At 64.6% G+C, this 20,776-nt stretch carries 21 protein-coding genes and 1 pseudogene; 12 read left to right on the top strand and 10 right to left on the bottom strand.

Annotation, left to right across the window (positions count from 1 at the left end):
* Nucleotides 1-3: 3 nt before the first annotated feature.
* From AO684_RS08910 to AO684_RS08900, 3 genes are all read right to left on the bottom strand, one after another.
* A complete protein-coding gene (locus tag AO684_RS08910) occupies nucleotides 4-1,167 on the bottom strand; it encodes an alpha-hydroxy acid oxidase (protein WP_054302401.1) in 1,164 nt (387 codons plus the stop codon).
* 64 nt (nucleotides 1,168-1,231) lie between these two features.
* The gene (locus AO684_RS08905) at nucleotides 1,232-1,501 is read right to left on the bottom strand and encodes an antibiotic biosynthesis monooxygenase (RefSeq protein WP_369814584.1); all 270 of its coding nucleotides are present in this window, start codon (nucleotides 1,499-1,501) and stop codon (nucleotides 1,232-1,234) included.
* Between the two features lie 50 nt (nucleotides 1,502-1,551).
* Nucleotides 1,552-1,875, bottom strand: a complete 324-nt coding sequence (locus AO684_RS08900; RefSeq protein WP_054302399.1) for an NIPSNAP family protein — start codon at nucleotides 1,873-1,875, stop codon at nucleotides 1,552-1,554.
* An 82-nt stretch (nucleotides 1,876-1,957) separates the two neighbouring features.
* Here AO684_RS08900 and AO684_RS08895 point away from each other — a divergent pair, with 82 nt between their 5' ends.
* On the top strand, nucleotides 1,958-2,683 hold the full coding sequence (locus AO684_RS08895) for a helix-turn-helix transcriptional regulator (protein ID WP_054302398.1): 726 nt from the start codon (nucleotides 1,958-1,960) through the stop codon (nucleotides 2,681-2,683).
* Here the strand turns inward: AO684_RS08895 and trpA are convergent.
* Nucleotides 2,671-3,462: a tryptophan synthase subunit alpha gene (gene trpA, locus AO684_RS08890; protein WP_054302397.1), complete on the bottom strand. Its 792-nt coding sequence runs from the start codon at nucleotides 3,460-3,462 to the stop codon at nucleotides 2,671-2,673. The two genes, AO684_RS08895 and trpA, sit on opposite strands and share 13 nt — an antisense overlap.
* Nucleotides 3,463-3,591: 129 nt before the next feature.
* Here trpA and ychF point away from each other — a divergent pair, with 129 nt between their 5' ends.
* The gene (gene ychF / locus AO684_RS08885) at nucleotides 3,592-4,689 is read left to right on the top strand and encodes a redox-regulated ATPase YchF (RefSeq protein WP_054302396.1); all 1,098 of its coding nucleotides are present in this window, start codon (nucleotides 3,592-3,594) and stop codon (nucleotides 4,687-4,689) included.
* 80 nt (nucleotides 4,690-4,769) lie between these two features.
* Here ychF and AO684_RS08880 read toward each other — a convergent pair whose 3' ends face one another.
* A complete protein-coding gene (locus tag AO684_RS08880) occupies nucleotides 4,770-5,477 on the bottom strand; it encodes a GNAT family N-acetyltransferase (RefSeq protein WP_235451251.1) in 708 nt (235 codons plus the stop codon).
* 459 nt (nucleotides 5,478-5,936) lie between these two features.
* Here AO684_RS08880 and AO684_RS08875 point away from each other — a divergent pair, with 459 nt between their 5' ends.
* Together AO684_RS08875 and AO684_RS08870 are read left to right on the top strand one after the other, a co-directional pair.
* On the top strand, nucleotides 5,937-6,116 hold the full coding sequence (locus AO684_RS08875) for a hypothetical protein (RefSeq protein ID WP_054302395.1): 180 nt from the start codon (nucleotides 5,937-5,939) through the stop codon (nucleotides 6,114-6,116).
* 79 nt (nucleotides 6,117-6,195) lie between these two features.
* Complete coding sequence (locus AO684_RS08870; protein WP_054302394.1) at nucleotides 6,196-6,681, top strand: cytochrome b; 486 nt, start codon at nucleotides 6,196-6,198, stop codon at nucleotides 6,679-6,681.
* A gap of 6 nt (nucleotides 6,682-6,687) precedes the next feature.
* Here AO684_RS08870 and AO684_RS08865 read toward each other — a convergent pair whose 3' ends face one another.
* Nucleotides 6,688-7,461, bottom strand: a complete 774-nt coding sequence (locus AO684_RS08865) for an alpha/beta fold hydrolase (protein WP_054302393.1) — start codon at nucleotides 7,459-7,461, stop codon at nucleotides 6,688-6,690.
* A gap of 122 nt (nucleotides 7,462-7,583) precedes the next feature.
* Here AO684_RS08865 and AO684_RS08860 point away from each other — a divergent pair, with 122 nt between their 5' ends.
* Complete coding sequence (locus AO684_RS08860) at nucleotides 7,584-7,955, top strand: hypothetical protein (protein WP_054302392.1); 372 nt, start codon at nucleotides 7,584-7,586, stop codon at nucleotides 7,953-7,955.
* Here AO684_RS08860 and AO684_RS08855 read toward each other — a convergent pair.
* Both AO684_RS08855 and glyA read right to left on the bottom strand, forming a co-directional pair.
* Nucleotides 7,900-8,796: a DUF817 domain-containing protein gene (locus tag AO684_RS08855; RefSeq protein ID WP_054302391.1), complete on the bottom strand. Its 897-nt coding sequence runs from the start codon at nucleotides 8,794-8,796 to the stop codon at nucleotides 7,900-7,902. The two genes, AO684_RS08860 and AO684_RS08855, sit on opposite strands and share 56 nt — an antisense overlap.
* 95 nt (nucleotides 8,797-8,891) lie before the next feature.
* Entirely contained in the window at nucleotides 8,892-10,184 is a 1,293-nt protein-coding gene (gene glyA, locus AO684_RS08850) for a serine hydroxymethyltransferase (RefSeq protein ID WP_054302390.1), read from the bottom strand.
* 205 nt (nucleotides 10,185-10,389) lie between these two features.
* Between glyA and AO684_RS08845 the strand changes: the two genes are divergently transcribed.
* Nucleotides 10,390-11,145, top strand: coding sequence for an NAD kinase (locus tag AO684_RS08845; protein ID WP_054302389.1), 756 nt, complete (start codon nucleotides 10,390-10,392; stop codon nucleotides 11,143-11,145).
* Nucleotides 11,146-11,236: 91 nt separating this feature from the next.
* Here AO684_RS08845 and prpE read toward each other — a convergent pair whose 3' ends face one another.
* Together prpE and AO684_RS08835 are read right to left on the bottom strand one after the other, a co-directional pair.
* A complete protein-coding gene (gene prpE / locus AO684_RS08840; protein WP_054302388.1) occupies nucleotides 11,237-13,129 on the bottom strand; it encodes a propionate-CoA ligase PrpE in 1,893 nt (630 codons plus the stop codon).
* A gap of 257 nt (nucleotides 13,130-13,386) precedes the next feature.
* On the bottom strand, nucleotides 13,387-15,666 hold the full coding sequence (locus AO684_RS08835) for an NADP-dependent malic enzyme (RefSeq protein WP_054302387.1): 2,280 nt from the start codon (nucleotides 15,664-15,666) through the stop codon (nucleotides 13,387-13,389).
* A gap of 246 nt (nucleotides 15,667-15,912) precedes the next feature.
* On the opposite strand from AO684_RS08835, the gene AO684_RS08830 reads away from it, so the two are divergent.
* The 6 genes and pseudogenes from AO684_RS08830 to AO684_RS22210 all read left to right on the top strand — a co-directional run.
* On the top strand, nucleotides 15,913-16,320 hold the full coding sequence (locus AO684_RS08830; protein ID WP_054302606.1) for a cytidine deaminase: 408 nt from the start codon (nucleotides 15,913-15,915) through the stop codon (nucleotides 16,318-16,320).
* On the top strand, nucleotides 16,317-17,630 hold the full coding sequence (locus AO684_RS08825; RefSeq protein WP_054302386.1) for a thymidine phosphorylase: 1,314 nt from the start codon (nucleotides 16,317-16,319) through the stop codon (nucleotides 17,628-17,630). The genes AO684_RS08830 and AO684_RS08825 overlap by 4 nt, the downstream gene beginning before the upstream one ends.
* On the top strand, nucleotides 17,627-18,823 hold the full coding sequence (locus AO684_RS08820) for a phosphopentomutase (RefSeq protein ID WP_054302385.1): 1,197 nt from the start codon (nucleotides 17,627-17,629) through the stop codon (nucleotides 18,821-18,823). Before AO684_RS08825 ends, AO684_RS08820 begins: the two co-directional genes overlap by 4 nt.
* Nucleotides 18,820-19,809: an adenosine deaminase gene (locus tag AO684_RS08815; protein WP_054302384.1), complete on the top strand. Its 990-nt coding sequence runs from the start codon at nucleotides 18,820-18,822 to the stop codon at nucleotides 19,807-19,809. Before AO684_RS08820 ends, AO684_RS08815 begins: the two co-directional genes overlap by 4 nt.
* Nucleotides 19,806-20,438, top strand: a complete 633-nt coding sequence (gene upp, locus AO684_RS08810) for a uracil phosphoribosyltransferase (protein ID WP_054302383.1) — start codon at nucleotides 19,806-19,808, stop codon at nucleotides 20,436-20,438. Before AO684_RS08815 ends, upp begins: the two co-directional genes overlap by 4 nt.
* 65 nt (nucleotides 20,439-20,503) lie before the next feature.
* Nucleotides 20,504-20,776 (top strand): annotated as a pseudogene (locus AO684_RS22210) (SPOR domain-containing protein); the annotation flags it as partial.

Below are 20,776 nucleotides of genomic sequence, written 5' to 3'. Positions count from 1 at the left end.
GGGTCAGGCCCAGTCGCCTTCAAAATCCTTGGGCACCAAGAGGTTGTGCGGCCCGAGGTTCCTGATGTCCCGCTCGCCACACAGCGCCATTGTGGTGTCCAGTTCCTTGCGGATGACCTCCAGCGCTGTTGTCACACCGGCTTCGCCCATTGCGCCCAGACCATAGATGTAGCTGCGCCCGATCATCGTGCCATCCGCCCCGAGGGCCAGGGCCTTCAGCACGTCCTGACCCGAGCGGATGCCGCTGTCGAGCCAGATTTCGGTCTTCCCCTTCACCGCCCGCACAATGGAGGGCAGCATGCGGATCGACGAGAGCGCGCCATCCAGCTGCCGCCCGCCGTGGTTGCTGACGACGATGGCATCAGCCCCGAAATCGGCGGCGCGCTGCGCATCCTCGACATCCAGAACGCCCTTGAGGATCAGCTTGCCGCCCCAGCGGTCACGGATGCGCGCAATCTTGGTCCAGTCCAGCTGCGGATCGAACTGTTCCGCCGTCCAGCTGGACAGCGAGGACAGGTCGCCCACGCCCTTCGCATGACCAACGATATTGCCAAAGCTGCGCCGTCTGGTGCCCAGCATACCAAGGCACCATTCCGGCTTCGTCATCATGTTGAGGATATTCGGGATCGTCAGCTTTGGCGGCGCAGACAATCCGTTTTTCAGGTCCTTGTGCCGCTGGCCGAGAATTTGCAGATCCAGTGTCAGAACCAGCGCAGAACAGCCCGCGGCCCTGGCGCGGTCGATCACGCGGTCGACGAAATCCTCGTCCCGCATGACGTAAAGCTGGAACCAGAACGGTGCGGTGGTTTGCGCCGCCACATCCTCGATCGAGCAGATGGACATGGTCGACAACGTGAAGGGCACGCCGAACTTTTCAGCCGCCCGCGCCGCCTTGATCTCGCCATCCGCCGATTGCATGCCAGTGAGCCCGACAGGCGCAAGCGCCACGGGCATGGTCACCGGCGTGCCGATCATCTCGCCCGCGATGCTGCGGTTCGACATGTCGACCGCCACCTTCTGCCGCAGCCGGATCTTTTCGAAATCCGTCACATTCTCGCGGAAGGTCTGTTCGGTATAGCTGCCGGATTCCGCGTAATCGTAGAACATGCGCGGGGTGCGACGGGCATGCAGGCGCTTCAGATCGTCGATGCAGGTGATGACGGGCATGCGAACCTCCGATATTGGTTAGTTTCCTTTACCAATATCGGAGATTTCGCGCAACTGCTTTCCCTTAGCCCGGTGCTTCGGTGCGATCATGCAACCCGTAGTCGCGCCGCACCTCGGCCACGCGCAGCCTGTAGGTGGTGAACAGCCCGCTGCGTCCGGCCTGTTGCGCAAGGCGGTGTTCTGCGGTTTCGCGCCAGCCTTGTACTGCCGCCTCGTCCCGAAAGAAGGACAGAGACAAAAGCTTGCCGGGGTCGGTAAGGCTCTGAAACCGCTCCACCCCCAGAAATCCGTCGATCCCGTCCAGCAGCGGCCGCAGATCAGCGGCGCGAGCCATATAAGCGTCCCGGGCGCCGGGGGCGGGGATGACCTCGAGCGGGACGGCGATCATGCGCCACACCCGTGCGGGGCTGAGGCCAGCCGCAGGAAGGTGCGATCCTCGCGCAGGATGAACCGCTCTTTCTGGGCGAATTGGTAATTCTCGCGCCCCAGGGGATCAGCCGCCAGCCGCGTGCGGTACGCCTCGTATTCAGCCAGAGAGGGGATGTTGTAGATGCCGTAGGCCAGTGTGGAGGACCCTTCATGCGGCGCGAAATAGCCGATCAGATCAGCCCCGCAACGTGGGATCGCCTGTCCCCAGGTGCGGGCATAGGTTTCGAACTGGGCCTTCTTTGTCGGGTCGATGTGATAGCGGATGATGCAGGTCAGCATGGGTGACTCCTTTCACATCCGCTTGTGCCCGATTGTGCGAAAGTAATGTTTCGGCCATGATCGAACTGTGGAGGACAGCGTGATGAAAGAAGGCCCGGACCTTGCCCGCATTGCCGCGCTGATCGGTGAACCGGCGCGCGCCAACATCCTGACCGCACTGATGGCGGGGCGCGCGCTGACGGTGACCGAGCTTGCGGCCGAGGCCGGTGTGACGGTGCAGACCGCCTCGGGCCATCTGGCGCGGCTGGAGGAAGGCGGGCTGGTGGTGCCCCGCCGGTCGGGCCGTCACAAGTATTTCGCCCTGCGCGGGGGCGAAGTGGCGCGGGTGCTGGAGGCTCTGCTTGGCCTTGCCGCCGCGCGCGGCCATCTGCGCAGCCGACCCGGCCCGCGCGATCCATCGCTGCGCGCAGCGCGGGTATGTTACGATCATATGGCGGGCGAGGCGGGGATACGGCTTTACGACAGCCTGCTGGCGCGTGGTTTCCTTGGCCCGGCGCCCGAGGGGCTGGCCCTGACGGACGCGGGCGCCACCTTTGTGACCAGCTTCGGAATCGACCTTGCAGCCCTGCGGGCCGGACGACGGCGGGTGCTGTGCCGCGATTGTCTGGACTGGAGCGAGCGGCGCAGCCATCTGGCCGGGGCCTTGGGCCGTGCGATGCTGGATCACATGCTGGGGCTGGCCTGGCTGCACCGGGTTGAGGGCAGCCGCGCCCTGCGTTTCACCCCCGCCGGGCGCCGCGCCTTCGACGCGGCCTTCCCGCCGGTAGAGGATTGGTTTCCGGAAGGCAGCACCCCTCAGGCGGCGTGAGCGCCCGCTGCGAGCGCGGCAACGGTGCCCAGAATATCGGCCACAGGCTTGCCTGCACCGATCTCCTTCACAATAGCCGATCCCACGACGCAGCCATCCGCGATGCCTGCGATGGCCTGCGCATTGTCGGGGGTCGAGATGCCGAAGCCCACAATGACCGGCAGATCGGTCGCAGCCTTGATCCGTGCGACCTCGGGCGCCACATCAGCGGCCTGAGCGGCGGCCGCGCCGGTGATCCCGGTGATCGAGACATAATAGACGAAACCGCTGGTGTTTTGCAGTACTGTCGGCAGGCGGCGGTCATCGGTGGTGGGCGTAGCCAGCCGGATGAAGTTCAGCCCGGCGGCCTGTGCGGGCAGGCACAGCTCGCTGTCTTCCTCCGGCGGCAGGTCGACCACGATCAGCCCGTCGATGCCCGCCTCTTTCGCCTCGGCCAGAAAACGGTCGACGCCGCGCGAATAGATCGGGTTGTAGTAGCCCATGAGCACGATCGGCGTCGTCTGATCGCCCGCGCGGAAATCGCGCACCATGTCCAGAACCTTGTCCATCGTCATGCCGCCATCCAGTGCACGCTGACCGGCAAGCTGTACCGTCGGGCCGTCCGCCATCGGATCGGTGAAGGGCATCCCCAGTTCGATCACATCGACCCCGGCGCCCGGCAGGCCCTTCATCACCTCAAGCGAGGTTTCCGCATTCGGATCACCCCCCATGATATAGGCGACGAAGGCCTTTTTGCCCTCGGCCTTCAGGGCGGCGAACTTGGCGTCGATCCGGGTCATGGCGGTCCTCTTCTGCACTCTGGTCCGATGTGCCGCGAAGCGGGGCAGAAATCAATGGGGCTTGGGCCGGCGCTTGCGATTCCGCCGTGCAGGCCCTAAGAGCGGGCGAAGTTTCGAAAGGGGATCGCCATGGGCTTCAGGATGGGCATTGTCGGGCTGCCGAATGTGGGCAAGTCCACGCTCTTCAACGCGCTGACGCGCACCGCTGCCGCGCAGGCCGCGAACTTCCCCTTCTGCACCATCGAGCCGAATGTGGGCGAGGTGGCGGTGCCCGATCCGCGGCTGGACAAGCTGGCTGCCATTGCCGGGTCGAAGCAGATCATCCCGACGCGGATGACCTTCGTTGATATTGCCGGTCTGGTGCGCGGTGCGTCGAAAGGCGAGGGGCTGGGCAACCAGTTTCTTGCCAATATCCGTGAATGCGACGCCATCGCCCATGTGCTGCGCTGCTTTGAAGACGGCGACATCACCCATGTCGAAGGCCGGATCGACCCGGTGGCCGATGCCGAGACCATCGAGACCGAGCTGATGCTGGCCGATCTGGAATCCATCGAACGCCGCCGTGCCAACCTTGCCCGCAAGCTGAAAGGCGGCGACAAGGAATCTGCCGATCAGGACAGGCTGCTCGCGCTGGCACAGGTCGCGCTGAATGATGGCAAGCCCGCGCGCAGCGTGCAGGTCGCGGCGGATGATCTGAAGCAATGGCGGATGCTGCAACTTCTGACGGCGAAGCCTGTGCTTTACGTCTGCAACGTCGAAGAATCGAAAGCGGCCGAGGGCAACAGCCAGTCGGCGCGGGTGGCCGAGATGGCGGCGAAGATCGGTGCCGCCTCGGTGGTGATTTCCGCGAAGATCGAGGAAGAGATCAGCCAGTTGCCCGAGGACGAGGCGGCGATGTTCCTTGAGGAAATGGGCCTGCACGAGGCGGGGCTGGATCGGCTGATCCGCGCGGGTTATCAACTGCTTGGCCTGCAAACCTATTTCACCGTCGGCCCGAAGGAGGCCCGCGCCTGGACGATCACCAAGGGCACTCTGGCCCCGGCGGCGGCGGGTGTGATCCATGGTGACTTCGAAAAGGGCTTCATCCGCGCCGAAACCGTGGCCTATGACGATTACATCGCGGGCAAGGGAGAAGCAGGGGCCAAGGAGGCGGGCAAGTTCCGCGTCGAAGGCAAGACCTATGAGGTTCAGGACGGCGACGTGCTGCACTTCCTGTTCAACGGCTGATCTGCCGCCGGAATGTATGAAAATCAAAAGGGCTGCCGGTTTCCGGTGGTCCTTTTTCTTTGAAATGTCTGATTTCGCTATCAGGCCCTGCTCAGCAGATAACGGCGCGTCGTGCTGTCAAAGCCGGTGATACGCAGACCTGCGGCAAAGGCGGCCTGCATCTGTGCGCGGTTTTCCAGTCGCAGCGCTTGAGCCATTTCGGGGGCGTGGATCATCATGTCACCGAAATCGGCCGGGATCTCTATTTCCTCTGCCACCCGGTCCGGGGGCAGTGGCTGCCCGGCCGCTGCGGCGACCACGCGGGGGCTTTGCAGGTGCCAGTCGGCCATCAGACGGTCGGAGGGAGCACCCTTGTTGATCCCCTCCATCTCGCCGTAATAATTCGGCAGATAGGTTTGCGATGAGGCGCCCAGTCGGTGAATGTTCAGCGCGGCATTGGCAAGCCGCAGCGGATCGTAGGTCCAGCGAACATGTGTGATGCCGCGCGCCAGACACCAGTCGCGCTGATACCATTTCAACCGCAGACCGAGGCCCAGACCGCGGGCCCGCGCCAGAACGGCGAGCCGGTGCGAATGCTGCACCCCCGGTGTGACGGTCGGAAAGCCGAAGACATAGCCGAGGAGCGTGTCATCCTCGAAGGCGCCAGCCACCAGCCCGCCTTCGTGCTGAATGACCATCATCAGATCGGCCGGGTCTTCTCTGTCCCCTTCGCCCCAGACCTGACGTTGCAGGTCTTCCGCCGCGCGGAATTCGGTCATGCCGGAGAGATCACGCAATTCGATGGTCACGGGCGGAACTCCCTAGGGTGGCGGAGACAGAGCTGAGAAGGTTGTTCTCCAGCCCACTGCCGCAGTGAACTGGCGCGTCGAAGGTTGCACTTAGGTCGTGTGTGCCGCCTCCGGCGCAGAATTGTTTGATCTGATCAAGCGCAAGGGCGCGGGTCTGTGAAAACAGCGCCTTGTCGGCCAGCCAACAGCAGGAATTTGTATTGCAAGCCATGACGCTTTTGCAATGAGCGACGGCTGTTACAGTGCGCAATGCGGCACGATGGAGGGGCATAGGCATTGGCGCACTCGGGTTCAGGACGTGTGCAGTCTTCGGGCTGGCGGGTCTGGTCGTCAAGCACCGCGACGCTTTGCCACCCTTTTCTGCGCGGCCGCAGAGACGGCGGTTGATGCGGATCAAGGTGCACCTCGCGCCGGTGTGATCGGGTGAGGCCGAACGCGCCGGATGACAAGAGGCCAGCAATGAACCGTCTGATGATGATTATCTTCTCCATGGCGTCGACCTCGCTCATGGGGGTCGGGATCGTCGCCGCCCTGACCATGGGCATGGTGACGTTGAAAGCCATTCTGGTGGCCGCCGCAGTGGGCTTTGTCGCGGCCATTCCGGTGAGTTGGTTCGTCGCTCGCCAGATCACGGGCTGACGGGCGACGGAAGTCTTGTATCGTCGCGTAGAGGTCAACGAAGACCACGCCGGTGCGTGGCCAGCAACGGGAGCTTCACATGCCCAAGGGCTATTCCCGCAGCCAGATTGTGCTGCATTGGTTGACGGTGGTTCTTGTCGCCTGGCAGTTCATCGGCAATGACGCGATTTCCGCCGCATGGCGCAGCCTGCGTCAGGGGGGAAGCCCGGCCTTTGATCCGCTGGTCGCGGGCCATGTGGCGGGAGGGATTGCCGTCCTGGTGCTGGCTTTGTGGCGGATCGGCCTGCAAGGCCGCCGCGGGGCGCCTGCGCCGGCAGAGGGCGGCCCCGCCATTCTGCGCCCGCTTTCGAAGCTGGCCCATGCAGGTCTTTATCTGGCGATGATTGCCCTCGCCGTGACGGGGGGTATGGCGTGGTTCGGTGGCATTTCGGTAGCGGCCGAAGCGCATGAGGTGCTGAAGGCGGTGCTTCTGGCGCTGATCGGCCTGCATGTGGCCGGTGCGCTCTGGCATCAATTCGTGCTGCGGGACGGGCTGATGCGGCGTATGGCCCGTCCGGCGGACTAGGCGCATTCAGGCGTCGAGGAACACTTTCAGAGTCTGCTCGAACTCGCGCGGTTTGTCGGCATGAAGCCAGTGTCCGGCGCCTGGCAGTTTGGCGAAATGCGCATTGGGAAACAGTGCGCGGATCGCCGGGCGGTATTCCGGCTTCACATAATGGCTGTCGCTGCCGGTCAGGAACAGGGTCGGCCCTTCGAATTGCCCGGCCGGATCGGGCCAGCCGACGATCTTGGGCATTTCAGCCTCCAGCACGTCAAGGTTCAGCCGCCAGCGCGGCCCGCCCTCCGCTTTCAGGTCCAGCGATTGCAGGAAGAAGGCGCGCAGGGGGGCCTCGGGTACGGTTTCCGCAAGCCTGCGGTCGGCCTCACCGCGCGTGGTCAGGCCCGCCAGATCGAGCCCGCGCATCGCGGTGATGTATTGCGTCTGGTCATGGGCATAGGGCACCGGCGCCACATCGGCGACGACCAGCCGCCGCACAAGGCCGGGATGATTCAGCGCCAGCATCATCGACGCCTTGCCCCCCATCGAATGCCCGATCACATCGGCCTGCCCGCCATGGGCGCCGATCACCTCGGCCAGATCGGCAGCCATGTCGGGATAGCTGTGGGTCGGAAAGCGGGGGCTTTCGCCGTGATTGCGCATGTCGACCGCCAACACATCGCGCCGCTCTGACAGGCGGCGGGCGATGACGTTCCAGTTCCGTGCCGAGCCGTAGAGCCCGTGCACGATCAGGATGGGGGGCAGGTCCGATGCGGTGGTGGCGGGATAATGGATCGTGTTCAGCATGGCACAGAAGTAACCGAGCCTTTCCGCGACTGCCAGAGCGGTTGATGCCTTCCGCGTGCAAGCGTAGTCTGCCGCGCAAGGGCGGTGGCAGACCGCCGGACAGCGGCGGGCAGGACACGAAGATGGGCGCGATTACCATTCAGCAGATGGCAGACCGGGTTGCGGGGCTGATGGAGGAACGGCTGCGCATCAAGGGTGCGGGGCTGGCCGAAAAGCTGTCGCGTGGCGGTCGGCGGTTGCCGCGCAAAGTGCGGGCCGCGGCAGAGCGGCTGGCCGAGGCGGCGCATATGTCGCAAAACCCCAAGCTTCTGTTGCAGGTGGATGAGGGCGAGGTGGCCGAAGCCTATGACATCTGTCTGCGTCACCTGTCACCTCTGGGCGCCGCCGGTCGGCGCAAAGGCCTGCTGATTTCGGTCGTGGCGCAGGTGGTCTTCGGCCTTATTGTCGTGGCCGGGCTGGCTGTACTTGTGCTGAAGCTGCGCGGGCTGATGTGACGGGCAAGGGCTGCCGATGCAGCGCCGCGCGGCTGACCAGTGTGACGGTGACGAACGAGACGTAAAGCAGCAGATACCACGACCCCAGCTTGGCGAAACTGACGACCTGTCCGGCGACCTGACCGGAGTAGAGCCAGGTTCCCGTTGCCGTGCCGATATTCTCGGCCAGCCAGAGCGCAAAGCTGGAGAGGAATGCCGCAACCGGCAGCGGCATCCACCAGTCCCGGTCAGAGATGCGGAACCAGATCCGCGTGCGGGAGAACAGCAGCACTGATCCTGCGAAAAGTGCGACCCGGATGTCCGGCAGGAAGTGATGGGCGAAGAAATTCACATAGATGGCCAGCGCGAACACCACGGTCAGCCAGAACGGCGGGTAGGGGGCAAAGCGCATGTCGAACAGCCGGATGACCCGCGCCATGTAGCTGCCGACACTGGCATACATGAACCCGGAAAACAGTGGCACCCCCCAGAGCTTGAACAGGCCCGGCTCGGGGTATGACCATGATCCGGCGCCGACCTTGAACCATTCCATTGCAGTCCCGGTCAGGTGAAACAGCAGGATGACGCGGGCTTCCTCCCATGTCTCCAGCCCTTTCCACAGAAAGATGGCCTGCGTGGCGACGGCAAACAGGAAGAGCGCGTCATAGCGATGCAGGGCCCAGTCAGGCGACCAGATCGCACGGGTGGCAAGAATGGCGATCAGCAGCAGGCCACCGAACAGGCAGGCCCAGCCCTGCTTCAGCACGAACATCACCAGTTCGGCGAGGCCATAGGGCAGACGCGCCCGCGCCCAGTCGCCGAGACGGCGTTCCAGCCGGGTGCTGTGCGGGGCATGGGGCATCGGGATTACTCGGAACGCCGGGTCAGGAGACAAAACTTTTCAGGAAAGTTTTTGCAAGAAATTCGGGGCCCCGGAGTGCCGGGACCCCGTGCCGGTCAGAGACCGGGGTAGAGCGGGAAGCGGGCGCAGAGGTCGGCGACCTTGGCGCGCACGGCGGCTTCGACCTCGCCATTGCCATCCTCGCCATTGGCGGCCAGGCCATCGACCACTTCGACGATCCAGTCGGCGATCAGGCGGAATTCGGCCTCGCCGAAGCCGCGGGTGGTGCCCGCCGGGGTGCCCAGACGGACACCCGAGGTCACGGTCGGCTTTTCAGGGTCGAAGGGGATGCCGTTCTTGTTGCAGGTGATATGGGCGCGGCCCAGCGCCTTTTCGGTCGCATTGCCCTTCACGCCTTTCGGGCGCAGGTCCACCAGCATGACATGGGTGTCGGTGCCGCCGGTCACGATGTCCAGCCCGCCCTTCATCAGCTGGTCGGCCAGCGCCTGAGCGTTGACCACCACCTGCGCGGCATAGGCTTTGAACTCGGGCCGCAGCGCCTCGCCGAAGGCCACCGCCTTGGCTGCGATCACATGCATCAGCGGGCCGCCCTGGATGCCCGGGAAGATGGCCGAATTGACCTTCTTGGCGATATCCTCGTTGTTCGTCAGGATCATGCCGCCGCGCGGGCCACGCAGGGTCTTGTGCGTGGTGGTGGTCGCCACATCGGCATAGGGGAAGGGCGAGGGGTGCTGACCGCCAGCCACGAGGCCCGCGAAATGCGCCATGTCGACCATCAGGAAGGCGCCAACCTTGTCGGCGATGGCGCGGAAACGGGCGAAGTCGATCTGCCGCGGCACGGCCGAACCGCCGGCGATGATCAGCTTCGGCTGATGCTCGTCGGCCAGACGCTCGACCTCGTCATAGTCGATGCGGCTGTCCTGCTGGCGCACGCCATATTGCACGGCGTTAAACCATTTGCCCGACTGGTTCGGCGCGGCGCCGTGGGTCAGGTGACCGCCCGAGGCCAGGTTCATGCCCAGAATGGTGTCGCCCGGTTTCAGCAGCGCGTTGAACACGCCCTGATTGGCCTGCGAGCCGGAATTGGGCTGGACGTTGGCGAAGGTGCAGCCGAACAGCTTGCAGGCGCGCTCGATGGCGAGGTTTTCCGCCACGTCGACGAACTGGCAGCCGCCGTAGTAGCGCTTGCCCGGATAGCCCTCGGCATATTTGTTGGTCATCACCGAGCCCTGCGCCTCCATCACGGCACGGCTGACGATGTTTTCCGACGCGATCAGCTCGATCTCGTCCCGCTGGCGGCCGAGTTCGTCAGTGATCGAGCCGAACAGCTCGGGGTCGCGGGAGGCGAGGGTTTCGGTGAAGAAACCGGGATCGCGGATGTCGGTCATGGGCGTCTCCTGTCAAGGAAGGGCGGATTCGCGGTCATTTAGACCATGCCCCAAGCGACAGGGAAGGGTAGAAACCGACATGGACCCGAATTCAAACGAACAGAATGTCGCCTATCGGAAACTTTTCCGTCGCGCTGCGCCGCAGAGACTTGAGTTTGCTCCCGCCGCCCCGCAAGACTGACGGCGGGGATCGAGGAAGGATGCCATGCGGATCAATTTCCGGGCCAGCACAAGCGCTTCGGCGCTGTCCGCCTATACGGCGCTGAGCGACCGCTATGACGATGCGCCGATCCGGTCGGCAGATGTCATCGTGGCATTGGGGGGCGACGGCTTCATGTTGCAGACCCTGCACGAGACGCAGAGCCTTGGCCTGCCGGTCTATGGCATGAATTGCGGCACCATCGGCTTTCTGATGAACGCCTATTCCGAAGAGGCACTGGAAGACCGGCTGCGCGCGGCGGAAGAGACGGTGATCAATCCGCTGGCCATGCATGCCGTCACCGCCTCGGGGCGCGAGCATCATGCGCTGGCGATCAATGAGGTGAGCCTGCTGCGCGCGGGGCCGCAGGCCGCCAAGCTGAGGATCAGCGTGGATGGACGCGAGCGGATGGCCGAACTGGTCTGCGACGGGGCGCTGGTCTGCACACCCGCGGGATCGACCGCCTATAATTACTCGGCACATGGACCGATCCTGCCGATCGGCGCCGATGTTCTGGCGCTGACCGCGATGGCAGCCTTCCGGCCCCGCCGCTGGCGCGGGGCGTTGCTGCCGAAGACGGCCGTGGTGCGGTTCGACGTGCTGGAGGCGACAAAGCGGCCGGTCATGGCCGATGCCGACAGCCGGTCGTTCCGCGATGTGCTGAGTGTGGAGATCCGGTCAGAGCCGAGCGTCTGTCACCGGCTGCTGTTCGATCCGGGGCACGGGCTGGAAGAGCGGCTGACGCATGAGCAGTTCATGTGAAACGGCGGCACTTCTGGCCGCCGTTGCATGAGTATTTTTGCAAGAAGCAAAAGGCAGATGACGCGCCCCGTGGCAGGGGCGCGGCTGCGCGTCAGCCTTTGGCGAGGCCGAGGCTTTGCAGGGCGAGCCTGATCTCGTCCAGGATGGCCGGATCGTCGATGGTCGCGGGCATCTTGTAATCCTCGTTGTCCGCGATCTTGACCATGGTGCCGCGCAGGATCTTGCCTGAGCGGGTTTTGGGCAGGCGATCCACCACGACGGCGCGTTTGAAATCGGCCACCGGGCCGATACGGTCGCGCATCAGCTTGATGCAGCCTTTGACCACCTCGTCATGCGGGGTGTTGGCGCCTTTCTTGAGACAGAGGAAGCCGAGCGGCGACTGCCCTTTCAGCGTGTCGCTGACCCCGATGACCGCGCATTCGGCGACATCCGGATGCGAGGCGAGTACCTCTTCCATGGCGCCGGTCGAGAGGCGGTGGCCCGCGACGTTGATCACGTCATCGGTGCGCGCCATGATGTAGAGATAGCCGTCCTCGTCGATATAGCCCGCATCGCCGGTTTCATAATAGCCGGGGAAATGGCTGAGATAGCTTTTCCGGAAGCGGTCTTCAGCGTTCCACAGTGTCGGCAGGGTGCCGGGGGGCAGCGGCAGTTTCACCGCGATGGCGCCGAGCGTGCCTGCGGAGACCGGGTGGCCGCCCTCGTCCAGCACCTGCACATCATAGCCCGGCATCGGCACCGAGGGCGAGCCAAGCTTGACGGGAAGTTCCTCGATCCCCAGCGGGTTGGCGGCGATGGCCCAGCCGGTTTCGGTTTGCCACCAGTGGTCGATCACCGGCACGCCGAGGTGCTTTTGCGCCCATTGGATCGTGTCGGGGTCGGCGCGTTCACCGGCAAGGTAGAGGGCCTTGAGGTGCTTGAGGTTATATTCGCCGATGAATTCTCCTTCGGGGTCATCGCGGCGGATCGCGCGGAGCGCGGTGGGGGCGGTGAAGAAGCTTTTCACCTTGTTTTCGCTGATGACGCGCCAGAAGGTGCCCGCGTCGGGGGTGCCCACGGGCTTGCCCTCGAACACGATGGTGGTGCAACCGGCGATCAGCGGGCCGTAACAGATATAGCTGTGCCCCACGACCCAACCCACATCCGAGGCGGCCCAGAACACGTCGCCCACGCCCACGTCATAGACGGCGCGCATCGTCCAGTTCAGCGCGACCAGATGGCCCGCAGTCGGGCGCACCACGCCCTTGGGCTGGCCTGTCGTGCCGGAGGTGTAAAGGATATAGGCCGGGTGATCGCCCTCGACCGGCACGCATTCGGCAGGTTCGACGCCGAACTGGAAGGTGTGCCAGGCGACATCGCGGCCTTCGACCAGTTTGGCGACCTCTTGCTCGCGCTGGAAGATCACGCAGAAATCCGGCTTGTGCGTGGCCAGTTCGATGGCGCCGTCGAGCAACGGCTTGTAATGCACGATGCGGTTCGGCTCGATCCCGCAGCTTGCCGCGATGATCGCCCTGGGCTTGCAATCGTCGATCCGCACGGCAAGCTCATTGGCGGCAAACCCGCCGAACACGACCGAATGGATGGCGCCGAGACGGGCACAGGCCAGCATCGCTTCCAGCGCCTCGGGGATCATCGGCATGTAAATGATGACACGGTCGCCCTTTTCCACACCCTTGGCGCGCAGGGCGCCGGCGAGGCTGGCGACGCGGGTTTGCAGCTCCTTGTAGGTGATACCCTTGCGCAGGTGGGTGACGGGGCTGTCATGGATGATGGCCAGCTGGTTGCCGCGCCCGGCGAGGACGTGGCGGTCCACCGCATTCCAGCAGGTGTTGACCTGCGCATCGGTGAACCATTCGTAGAGGGGGGCGCGGTCGGCATTCAGGGCGCGCGACGGCGGTTTCACCCAGTCGATCGCCCCGGCGGCCTTCATCCAGAAGCCTTCCGGGTCTGCCTTCCAGCTTTGGTAGATTTCCCTGTATGCCATGGTATGCACCCTCCTCCGGTTTGACGGATTGTTACGCGACGACCGGGTATTGCCGCAACGGTGTTACCGATCACGTCGGGGCGCAGGGGCAGAAAATTTGCAGAATTATGCTGTTTGCGGACGGCAAATTTATGCAAAGTCGCACGTTATGCCAAATTTTGTTGGAATAGCCGGGGAGTTTGCAAATTTTTCAGGATTTGCAGTTTGCCTGCTGCCTGAAAGTGAGTCGGCGGCCGGATTTCCGGCCGCCGCATGTCTTAGCCGTAATGCGCTACGGGCGTTCCGGCGAGGGCCGAGATGTTCAAAAGCCCGCGCGGCGTAATTGAGGGGGTCACGATATGCGCCTTGTTGCCCATACCCATCAGGATAGGCCCGACCTCCAGCCCGCCCGCCTTCATCCGCAGCATGTTGCGGGCGGCGTTGGCCGCATCGGAATAAGCGAAGATCAGGATATTGGCGGCACCCTCCAGCCGGCAGCCGGGGAAGATGCGGGCGCGCAGGTCGGCGTCCAGCGCGGCGTCGATGCTCATTTCGCCTTCATAGACGAAACTGCGGCTCTCCGCATCCAGGAGCGCCAGCGCCTCGCGCATCCGGCGGCCGGAATCGCTGTCGAGGTTGCCGAAGTTGGAATGCGAGCAGAGCGCAACCTTGGGTGTTACGCCGAAACGTTTGGCATGGCGGACGGCGCCCAGCGTGGTGAGGGCGATTTGTTCCGGCGTGGGGATCGGGTTCACCTGGGTATCGGCGATGAACAACGGCCCGTCCTCAAGGATCATCAGGCTGAGCGCGCCATGCGCCGACAGGCTGCCCCGGCCCAGAACCTGCGAAATGTAGTTCAGATGCCAGAGATATTGTCCGAAGGTGCCGCAGATCAGGCTGTCAGCATCGCCACGATGCACCGCGATGGCGCCGATGGCGGTGGTATTGGTGCGCAGGATGGCGCGGGCCAGATCGGGTGTAACGCCGCGCCGGGCCATCAGCTCGTGATAGCTGCCCCAGTAATCGCGGTAACGGGCGTCGCTTTCGGGATTGATGACCTCGAAATCCCGGTCCGGGCGGATCGGCAGGCCCGCGCGTTCGCAGCGCCGGGCCATGACCTCGGGGCGGCCGATGAGGATCGGCTTGTCGGTCATTTCCTCCAGCATCGCGTTGGTCGCCCGCAGCACGCGCTCATCCTCGCCCTCGGCAAAGATGATGCGGCGTTCGGCATTGCGCGCGGCCTCGAACACCGGGCGCATGATCAGCGCGGATTTGAAGACCGAGCCGTTCAGCCGCTCGCGATAGGCGGCGAGGTCGTCGATGGGGCGGGTGGCGACGCCCGACTCCATCGCGGCCTTCGCCACCGCGCTGGCGACGACGCCGATCAGCCGGGGGTCGAAGGGTTTCGGGATCAGATAATCCGGCCCGAAGCTGAGTTTTTCGCCGCGATAGGCGGCGGCGGCTTCGGCGCTGGTGGTGGCACGGGCCAGGGCCGCGATTCCGTCGATGCAGGCCAGTTGCATTGCATCGTTGATCTGCGTCGCCCCCACGTCCAGCGCGCCCCTGAAGATGAAGGGGAAGCACAGCACGTTATTGACCTGATTGGGAAAGTCGCTGCGGCCGGTGGCGATGATCGCGCCGGGGGCGACGGCGCGCACCTCGTCGGGCAGAATTTCCGGCGTCGGGTTGGCCAGCGCGAAGATGATCGGATTCTCCGCCATCCGCGCCACCATTTCAGGTTTCAGCACGCCGGGGCCGGAGAGGCCGAGGAACATGTCGGCGCCGTCGATCACCTCGTCCAGTGTCCGCTTGTCGCTGGCCTGAGCATAGGCAGCCTTCTGGGGGTTCATGTCAATCTCGCGACCCTCATGGACCAGACCGTGAATGTCGCAAAGCCAGACGTTTTCGCGCTTCACACCCAGCTTCAGCAGCATGTTCAGGCAGGCGATGCCCGCCGCCCCGCCGCCGGTGCTGACGATCTTGATATTCTCGAACCTTTTGCCCGCCACATGCAGCGCATTGGTCGCCGCGGCGCCCACCACGATGGCGGTTCCGTGCTGATCATCATGGAAAACCGGAATGTTCATCCGTTCGCGGCACAGCTTTTCGACCACGAAACAGTCGGGCGCCTTGATGTCCTCAAGGTTGATCGCGCCGAAGGTCGGCTCCAGCGCGCAGACGATATCGGCCAGCTTCACCGGGTCCGGTTCATTTAGTTCAATGTCAAAACAATCTATGTTTGCGAACTTCTTGAACAGGACGGCCTTGCCCTCCATCACTGGCTTGGAGGCCAGCGCACCGATATTGCCAAGGCCAAGTACAGCGGTGCCGTTCGTCACCACGGCAACCAGATTTCCTCTTGTTGTATAACGGCTTGCAGTGGATGGATCTGCCTTGATCTCAAGGCAGGCCTCGGCCACGCCAGGCGAATAGGCGCGCGACAGGTCGCGACCGTTGGCCAGCGGCTTGGTTGCCCGGATCTCCAGCTTTCCCGGTTTGGGGTATTCGTGATAATCCAGCGCGGCCTGACGCGCGCTGTCCTGGCGGGTCTCGTCCATTCCGTCCTCCCGAAATCTGGTTTAGGGTTAAACCAGATTCTCCACTCAATAAAAAGCGGCTTTGCGCGCTGCATGGCGCCTATGCGCCGGATGCCGCATCTGTTCCGCCTTCACTGTGCCGACAAGCTTGCCCCGCCGCAATCGCGGAAAACCGCAAGTCGCGCCGGGCGGGGCAGGGGCGGCGGCTTGCGCCGGACGCGGGGCTGCCGCACAATCCGACCTGTTGGTCAAATTCGCGAGGCACCCATGTCCACCCCCGATCCTGCCCTGCTGCATGCCGCGACGGCGGTGCGCGAGAATGCCTATGCGCCCTATTCGCGCTTCAGGGTGGGGGCGGCGCTGCGGGGGGCCTCGGGCGTGGTCTATTCCGGCTGCAATGTGGAAAACGTAGCCTACCCCGAGGGCACCTGTGCCGAGGCGGGCGCCATTGCCGCCATGGTCGCGGCGGGAGAAACCCGGTTCACCGAGGCGCTGGTCATCGCCGACAGCCCCGACCCGGTGCCGCCCTGCGGAGGCTGCCGTCAGAAACTGGCCGAGTTTGCGGCAGGCGATGCGCTCGTCACGCTCTGCACCACCCAAGGCGCGCAGATGCGGACCAGCGTGGCTGAACTGCTGCCCGGTCGGTTCAGCGCCGCGCATATGGACCGCACATGACCGACGCCCGCGCGATCATCGCCACGTTGCGCGACGGCGGGCATCCGGGGCGCGAAGACCTGCGCGGGTTCGCGCGCGGCCTTGCCTCGGGCGAGGTGACGGATGCGCAGGCCGGGGCCTTTGCCATGGCGGTGGTTCTGCGCGGGCTGGGCGAGACGGGCCGCGTGGCGCTGACAGAGGCCATGCGTGACAGCGGCAAGGTGCTGCGCTGGGATCTGCCGGGGCCGGTGATCGACAAGCATTCGACCGGCGGCATCGGTGATTGCGTCTCGCTTCTGCTGGCGCCCGCGCTGGCGGCCTGTGGGGCCTGTGTGCCCATGATCTCGGGTCGCGGGCTGGGCCATACCGGCGGTACGCTGGACAAGCTGGAATCGATACCGGGGTTCCGTACCGGGCTGGATGAAGCGGCACTGCGGCGGCAACTTGGCCAGGTGCGCTGCGCCATCGTGGCGGCCAGCGCCGATATCGCGCCGGCGGATCGGCGGCTTTACGCGATCCGTGATGTGACATCGACGGTGGAAAGCATCGACCTCATCACCGCCTCGATCCTGTCCAAGAAGCTTGCGGCGGGGTTGCAGGCGCTGGTGCTGGATGTGAAAGCTGGTTCCGGCGCCTTCATGAAGACCGAAACCGAGGCGGAGGCTCTGGCTCAGGCGCTGGTCAGCACGGCGAATGGGGCGGGGTGCAAGACCTCGGCCCTGATTACCGACATGACGCAGCCGCTGGCGCCTTCAGCGGGCAATGCGCTGGAGGTGATCGAGGTGATGGAGGTGATGACCGGCGGCGCGCTGCGCACGCGGCTTGGTGCGCTGACTGCGGCTCTGGGCGGCGAGGTGCTGGCGCTGGCGGGCCTTGCCACCGATGCGGCGGAAGGCGAGGGACTGGTGACCGAGGCGCTGGAAAGCGGGGCTGCTGCCGAATGTTTCGGCCGGATGGTCGCCGCGCAGGGCGGGCCTGCCGATTTTGTGGATCGCTGGCCCGACCGGCTGCCCTCGGCACCCGTCATGCGCCCGGTTCCGGCGCCGGAAGCAGGGTTTCTGGCTGCGGTGGATGGTTTCCGGCTGGGTGAGGCGGTCGTGCATCTGGGTGGCGGCCGCTTGCGCGATGGCGACCGGGTGAACCCGGCCGTTGGTCTCGCCGGGCTCCCCGAAATCGGGACCGAGATCTTTCGGGGGCTGCCGCTGGCGGTGGTGCATGCGCAATCCGAAACGGCGGCGGAGGCGGCGGCTGCGGCGGTGCTGGCCGCCTGTCGCATCACGCCCGGGCGGCCGGAACTGCCGCCCCTTGTCTTGAAAAGGATCGCCGTATGAACCGGGCCTTTCTGATCGTGATGGACAGCGTGGGCATCGGCGGTGCGCCGGATGCTGCGACCTTTGGCGATGAAGGGGCGAATACCATGGCCCATATCGCCGAAGCCTGTGCCACGGGGCAGGCCGAACAGGGGCGGAGTGGCCTGTTGCGGATGCCCGTGCTGGATGCGCTCGGGCTCGGTGCGGCACTGCATCTGGCATCGGGCGCGCGGGTGCCCGGATTGGGGGCGGTGCCGACCGGCCTTTGGGGGGCCGCGACCGAAGTGTCACGCGGCAAGGACACGCCCTCGGGCCATTGGGAACTGGCAGGGGTGCCGGTGCCCTGGGACTGGAGCTATTTCCCCGATGCCACCCCCGCCTTCCCGCCCGAGATCGTGGCCGAGGTCTGCCGTCTGGCCGGGACAGCGGGCATCCTTGGCAATTGTCACGCCTCGGGCACCGAGATCATTGACCGGCTGGGGCCGGAGCATATGCGCAGCGGCTGGCCCATCTGCTATACTTCGGCGGACAGCGTGTTCCAGATTGCCGCGCATGAGGAAAGCTTTGGCCTCGACCGGCTGATCGCGCTGTGCGAGGGGCTGGCACCTGTGCTGCATGCCCGGCGTGTAGGGCGCGTGATTGCACGGCCCTTCGTCGGTCAGCCCGGCAGCTTCAGCCGCACCGCCAATCGCCGGGACTTTGCCATCGCACCGCCTGCACCTACGCTGCTGGACTGGGTGCAGGAGGCAGGGCGCCCGACCCATGCCATCGGCAAGATCGGCGACATCTTCTCGCATCGCGGAATTGGCAAACTGCACAAAGGCAAGGATGACGCTGCACTTTTCGATCATCTGGACCGGCTTGCGACGGAAGCCGAGCCGGGAAGCTTGACCTTTGCGAACTTTGTTGAGTTCGACAGCCTTTATGGCCACCGCCGTGACGTCTCGGGTTATGCCCGTGCGCTGGAATGGTTCGACACACGCGCAGGGGAATTTCTGGCGCGTCTCCGGCCCGGGGACCTGGCGCTGTTCACGGCTGACCACGGCAATGATCCCACCTGGCGCGGCACTGAACACACCCGCGAACGCGTGCCGGTGCTGATTGCCGGAAACGACGCGGGCAGCTTCGGCCTGTGCGCTTTTGCCGATGTGGCCGCAAGCCTTGCCACCCATCTGAACATCCCGGCGCAAGGGCCGGGGCGGAGCTTCCTGTGACCCTGAAAGACCAGTCCAAGATCGAACTGCACCTGCATCTGGAAGGTGCGGCCCCGCCCGCTTTCATAAGGGGGCTGGCGGCGGAAAAGCACGAAGATATCTCGGGCATTTTCAACGAAGGCGGCGGTTATGCCTGGCGCGACTTCCGGCACTTCCTGCGGGTTTACGAGGCTGCGACCTCGGTCCTGCGCAGCCCCGAGGACTATCGCCGCCTTGCGCTGGCTGTGCTGGAGGAAAGCGCCGCACATGGCGTGATTTACAGCGAAACCTTCCTCAGCCCCGATTTCTGCGGTGGTCGGGATGTGGCGGCCTGGCGCGACTATCTGGCCGCCATCGAGGATGCGGCGGCGGAGGCCGAAGCGAAAATGGGCATCACGCTGCGCGCCATCATCACGCCGATCCGTCATTTCGGGCCGGAAAAATCGCGTGATGTGGCGATCTGTGCCGCCGAAACCGCCGGGCGGTTTGTCACCGGCTTTGGCATCGCGGGGGATGAGGCGGTCTGTGAGCCCAAAGATTTCGCCTGGGCCTTCGACTGTGCCCGCGAGGCCGGGCTGGGTCTGACGGCGCATGCGGGGGAATGGCGCGGGCCACAGCATATCCGTGACACGCTGGCGGCGCTGGCGCCAAGCCGCATCGGCCATGGTGTCCGTGCAATCGAGGATCTGGCGCTGGTCGACGAACTCGCAGAACGCGGCACGGTGCTGGAGATTTGCCCAGGCTCCAACATCGCATTGGGGCTTTATCCTGACTGGCGCAAACATCCCATCGGGCAGCTTTACGACCGGGGTGTGAAGGTCACGGTCTCCACCGACGATCCGCCCTTCTTCCACACCACGATGACCCGCGAATGGGACCGGCTGGCCGATGCTTTCGACTGGGATCAGGGCGTGTTCGACACGCTCAACCGCACCGCGCTTGACGCCGCCTTCTGCGATCGCGACACCAAAGAGAAACTTGCCAAGAGACTGGAGCCCCGCGCATGACCGAACATCTGACCGTCGTGAATCACCCGCTGGTGCAGCACAAGCTGACCATCATGCGCAACAAGGATACATCGACTGCCGGGTTTCGCCGCCTGCTGAAAGAGATCAGCCTGCTGCTGGCCTATGAGGTGACGCGCGAACTGGACATGACCACCACCCGCATCGAGACGCCGTTGCAGCCAATGGATGCGCCGACGCTGGATGGCAAGAAACTAGCGCTGATTTCCATTCTGCGGGCGGGCAACGGGCTGCTGGACGGCATTCTGGAGCTGATCCCGGCGGCGCGCGTGGGCTTCGTCGGATTGTATCGTGACCCGGAAACGCTGCAACCCGTGCAGTATTACTGCAAGGTGCCGGACCGGCTGGACGAACGCATCTGCATCGTGGTCGATCCGATGCTGGCGACCGGCAATTCCAGCGTGGCGGCCATTGACCTGCTGAAACAATCGGGGGCGAAGAACATCCGCTTCCTCTGCCTTCTGGCGGCGCCGGAAGGCGTGCAGCGCATGAAGGAGGCGCATCCCGATGTGCCGATCGTCACGGCCTCGTTGGACAGCCACCTCAATGACCATGGATATATTGTACCTGGCCTAGGGGATGCGGGCGACCGTATGTTCGGCACAAAATAAGCCATTACCCCTTTACCCGAGAACAATCCTGTTGCATGATTCGCTTACTCGATGAGGGGGTCTTCATGCTTCGCAGGTTTGTTGCCGCTGCGGTTCTTGCCGTGTTGTCCGGTACAACTGTCGCCCAGGCGCAAACAGTGTCTCAGATCGGCGGGCCGCGCGAGCTGCCTCCTCCGGGTTTCAAGGGGCAAATGTATGTCGACAGCCGGGGCTGCGTGTTCCTGCGGGCGGGCCTGAACGGTGTCACCAGCTGGGTGCCGCGCGTCAGCCGGGACCGCCGGGCGCTCTGTGGGTATCCGCCGACTCTGGCCACCCTTGGCAAGCCTGTTCCGGTCGCA

Source organism: Gemmobacter sp. LW-1, assembly GCF_001303875.1.
Lineage (GTDB): Bacteria > Pseudomonadota > Alphaproteobacteria > Rhodobacterales > Rhodobacteraceae > Gemmobacter > Gemmobacter caeni.
Note: the sequence above shows the minus strand (reverse complement) of the source record. Positions and strands in the feature narration are given on the sequence as shown.

Bases quoted from the DNA above. Each gene is read 5' to 3' on its own strand.
- AO684_RS08820 (WP_054302385.1), top strand. From the start codon at position 17,627: ATGAACCGGGCCTTTCTGATCGTGATGGACAGCGTGGGCATCGGCGGT.
- AO684_RS08855 (WP_054302391.1), bottom strand. From the start codon at position 8,796: ATGCCCCATGCCCCGCACAGCACCCGGCTGGAACGCCGTCTCGGCGAC.
- prpE (WP_054302388.1), bottom strand. From the start codon at position 13,129: ATGGCATACAGGGAAATCTACCAAAGCTGGAAGGCAGACCCGGAAGGC.
- AO684_RS08870 (WP_054302394.1), top strand. From the start codon at position 6,196: ATGCCCAAGGGCTATTCCCGCAGCCAGATTGTGCTGCATTGGTTGACG.
- AO684_RS08905 (WP_369814584.1), bottom strand. From the start codon at position 1,501: ATGGCTCGCGCCGCTGATCTGCGGCCGCTGCTGGACGGGATCGACGGA.
- glyA (WP_054302390.1), bottom strand. From the start codon at position 10,184: ATGACCGACATCCGCGATCCCGGTTTCTTCACCGAAACCCTCGCCTCC.
- upp (WP_054302383.1), top strand. From the start codon at position 19,806: ATGACCGAACATCTGACCGTCGTGAATCACCCGCTGGTGCAGCACAAG.
- AO684_RS08910 (WP_054302401.1), bottom strand. From the start codon at position 1,167: ATGCCCGTCATCACCTGCATCGACGATCTGAAGCGCCTGCATGCCCGT.
- AO684_RS08875 (WP_054302395.1), top strand. From the start codon at position 5,937: ATGAACCGTCTGATGATGATTATCTTCTCCATGGCGTCGACCTCGCTC.
- AO684_RS08825 (WP_054302386.1), top strand. From the start codon at position 16,317: ATGACCGACGCCCGCGCGATCATCGCCACGTTGCGCGACGGCGGGCAT.
- AO684_RS08860 (WP_054302392.1), top strand. From the start codon at position 7,584: ATGGGCGCGATTACCATTCAGCAGATGGCAGACCGGGTTGCGGGGCTG.
- AO684_RS08845 (WP_054302389.1), top strand. From the start codon at position 10,390: ATGCGGATCAATTTCCGGGCCAGCACAAGCGCTTCGGCGCTGTCCGCC.
- AO684_RS08900 (WP_054302399.1), bottom strand. From the start codon at position 1,875: ATGCTGACCTGCATCATCCGCTATCACATCGACCCGACAAAGAAGGCC.
- AO684_RS08865 (WP_054302393.1), bottom strand. From the start codon at position 7,461: ATGCTGAACACGATCCATTATCCCGCCACCACCGCATCGGACCTGCCC.
- AO684_RS08835 (WP_054302387.1), bottom strand. From the start codon at position 15,666: ATGGACGAGACCCGCCAGGACAGCGCGCGTCAGGCCGCGCTGGATTAT.
- AO684_RS08830 (WP_054302606.1), top strand. From the start codon at position 15,913: ATGTCCACCCCCGATCCTGCCCTGCTGCATGCCGCGACGGCGGTGCGC.
- AO684_RS08895 (WP_054302398.1), top strand. From the start codon at position 1,958: ATGAAAGAAGGCCCGGACCTTGCCCGCATTGCCGCGCTGATCGGTGAA.
- ychF (WP_054302396.1), top strand. From the start codon at position 3,592: ATGGGCTTCAGGATGGGCATTGTCGGGCTGCCGAATGTGGGCAAGTCC.
- trpA (WP_054302397.1), bottom strand. From the start codon at position 3,462: ATGACCCGGATCGACGCCAAGTTCGCCGCCCTGAAGGCCGAGGGCAAA.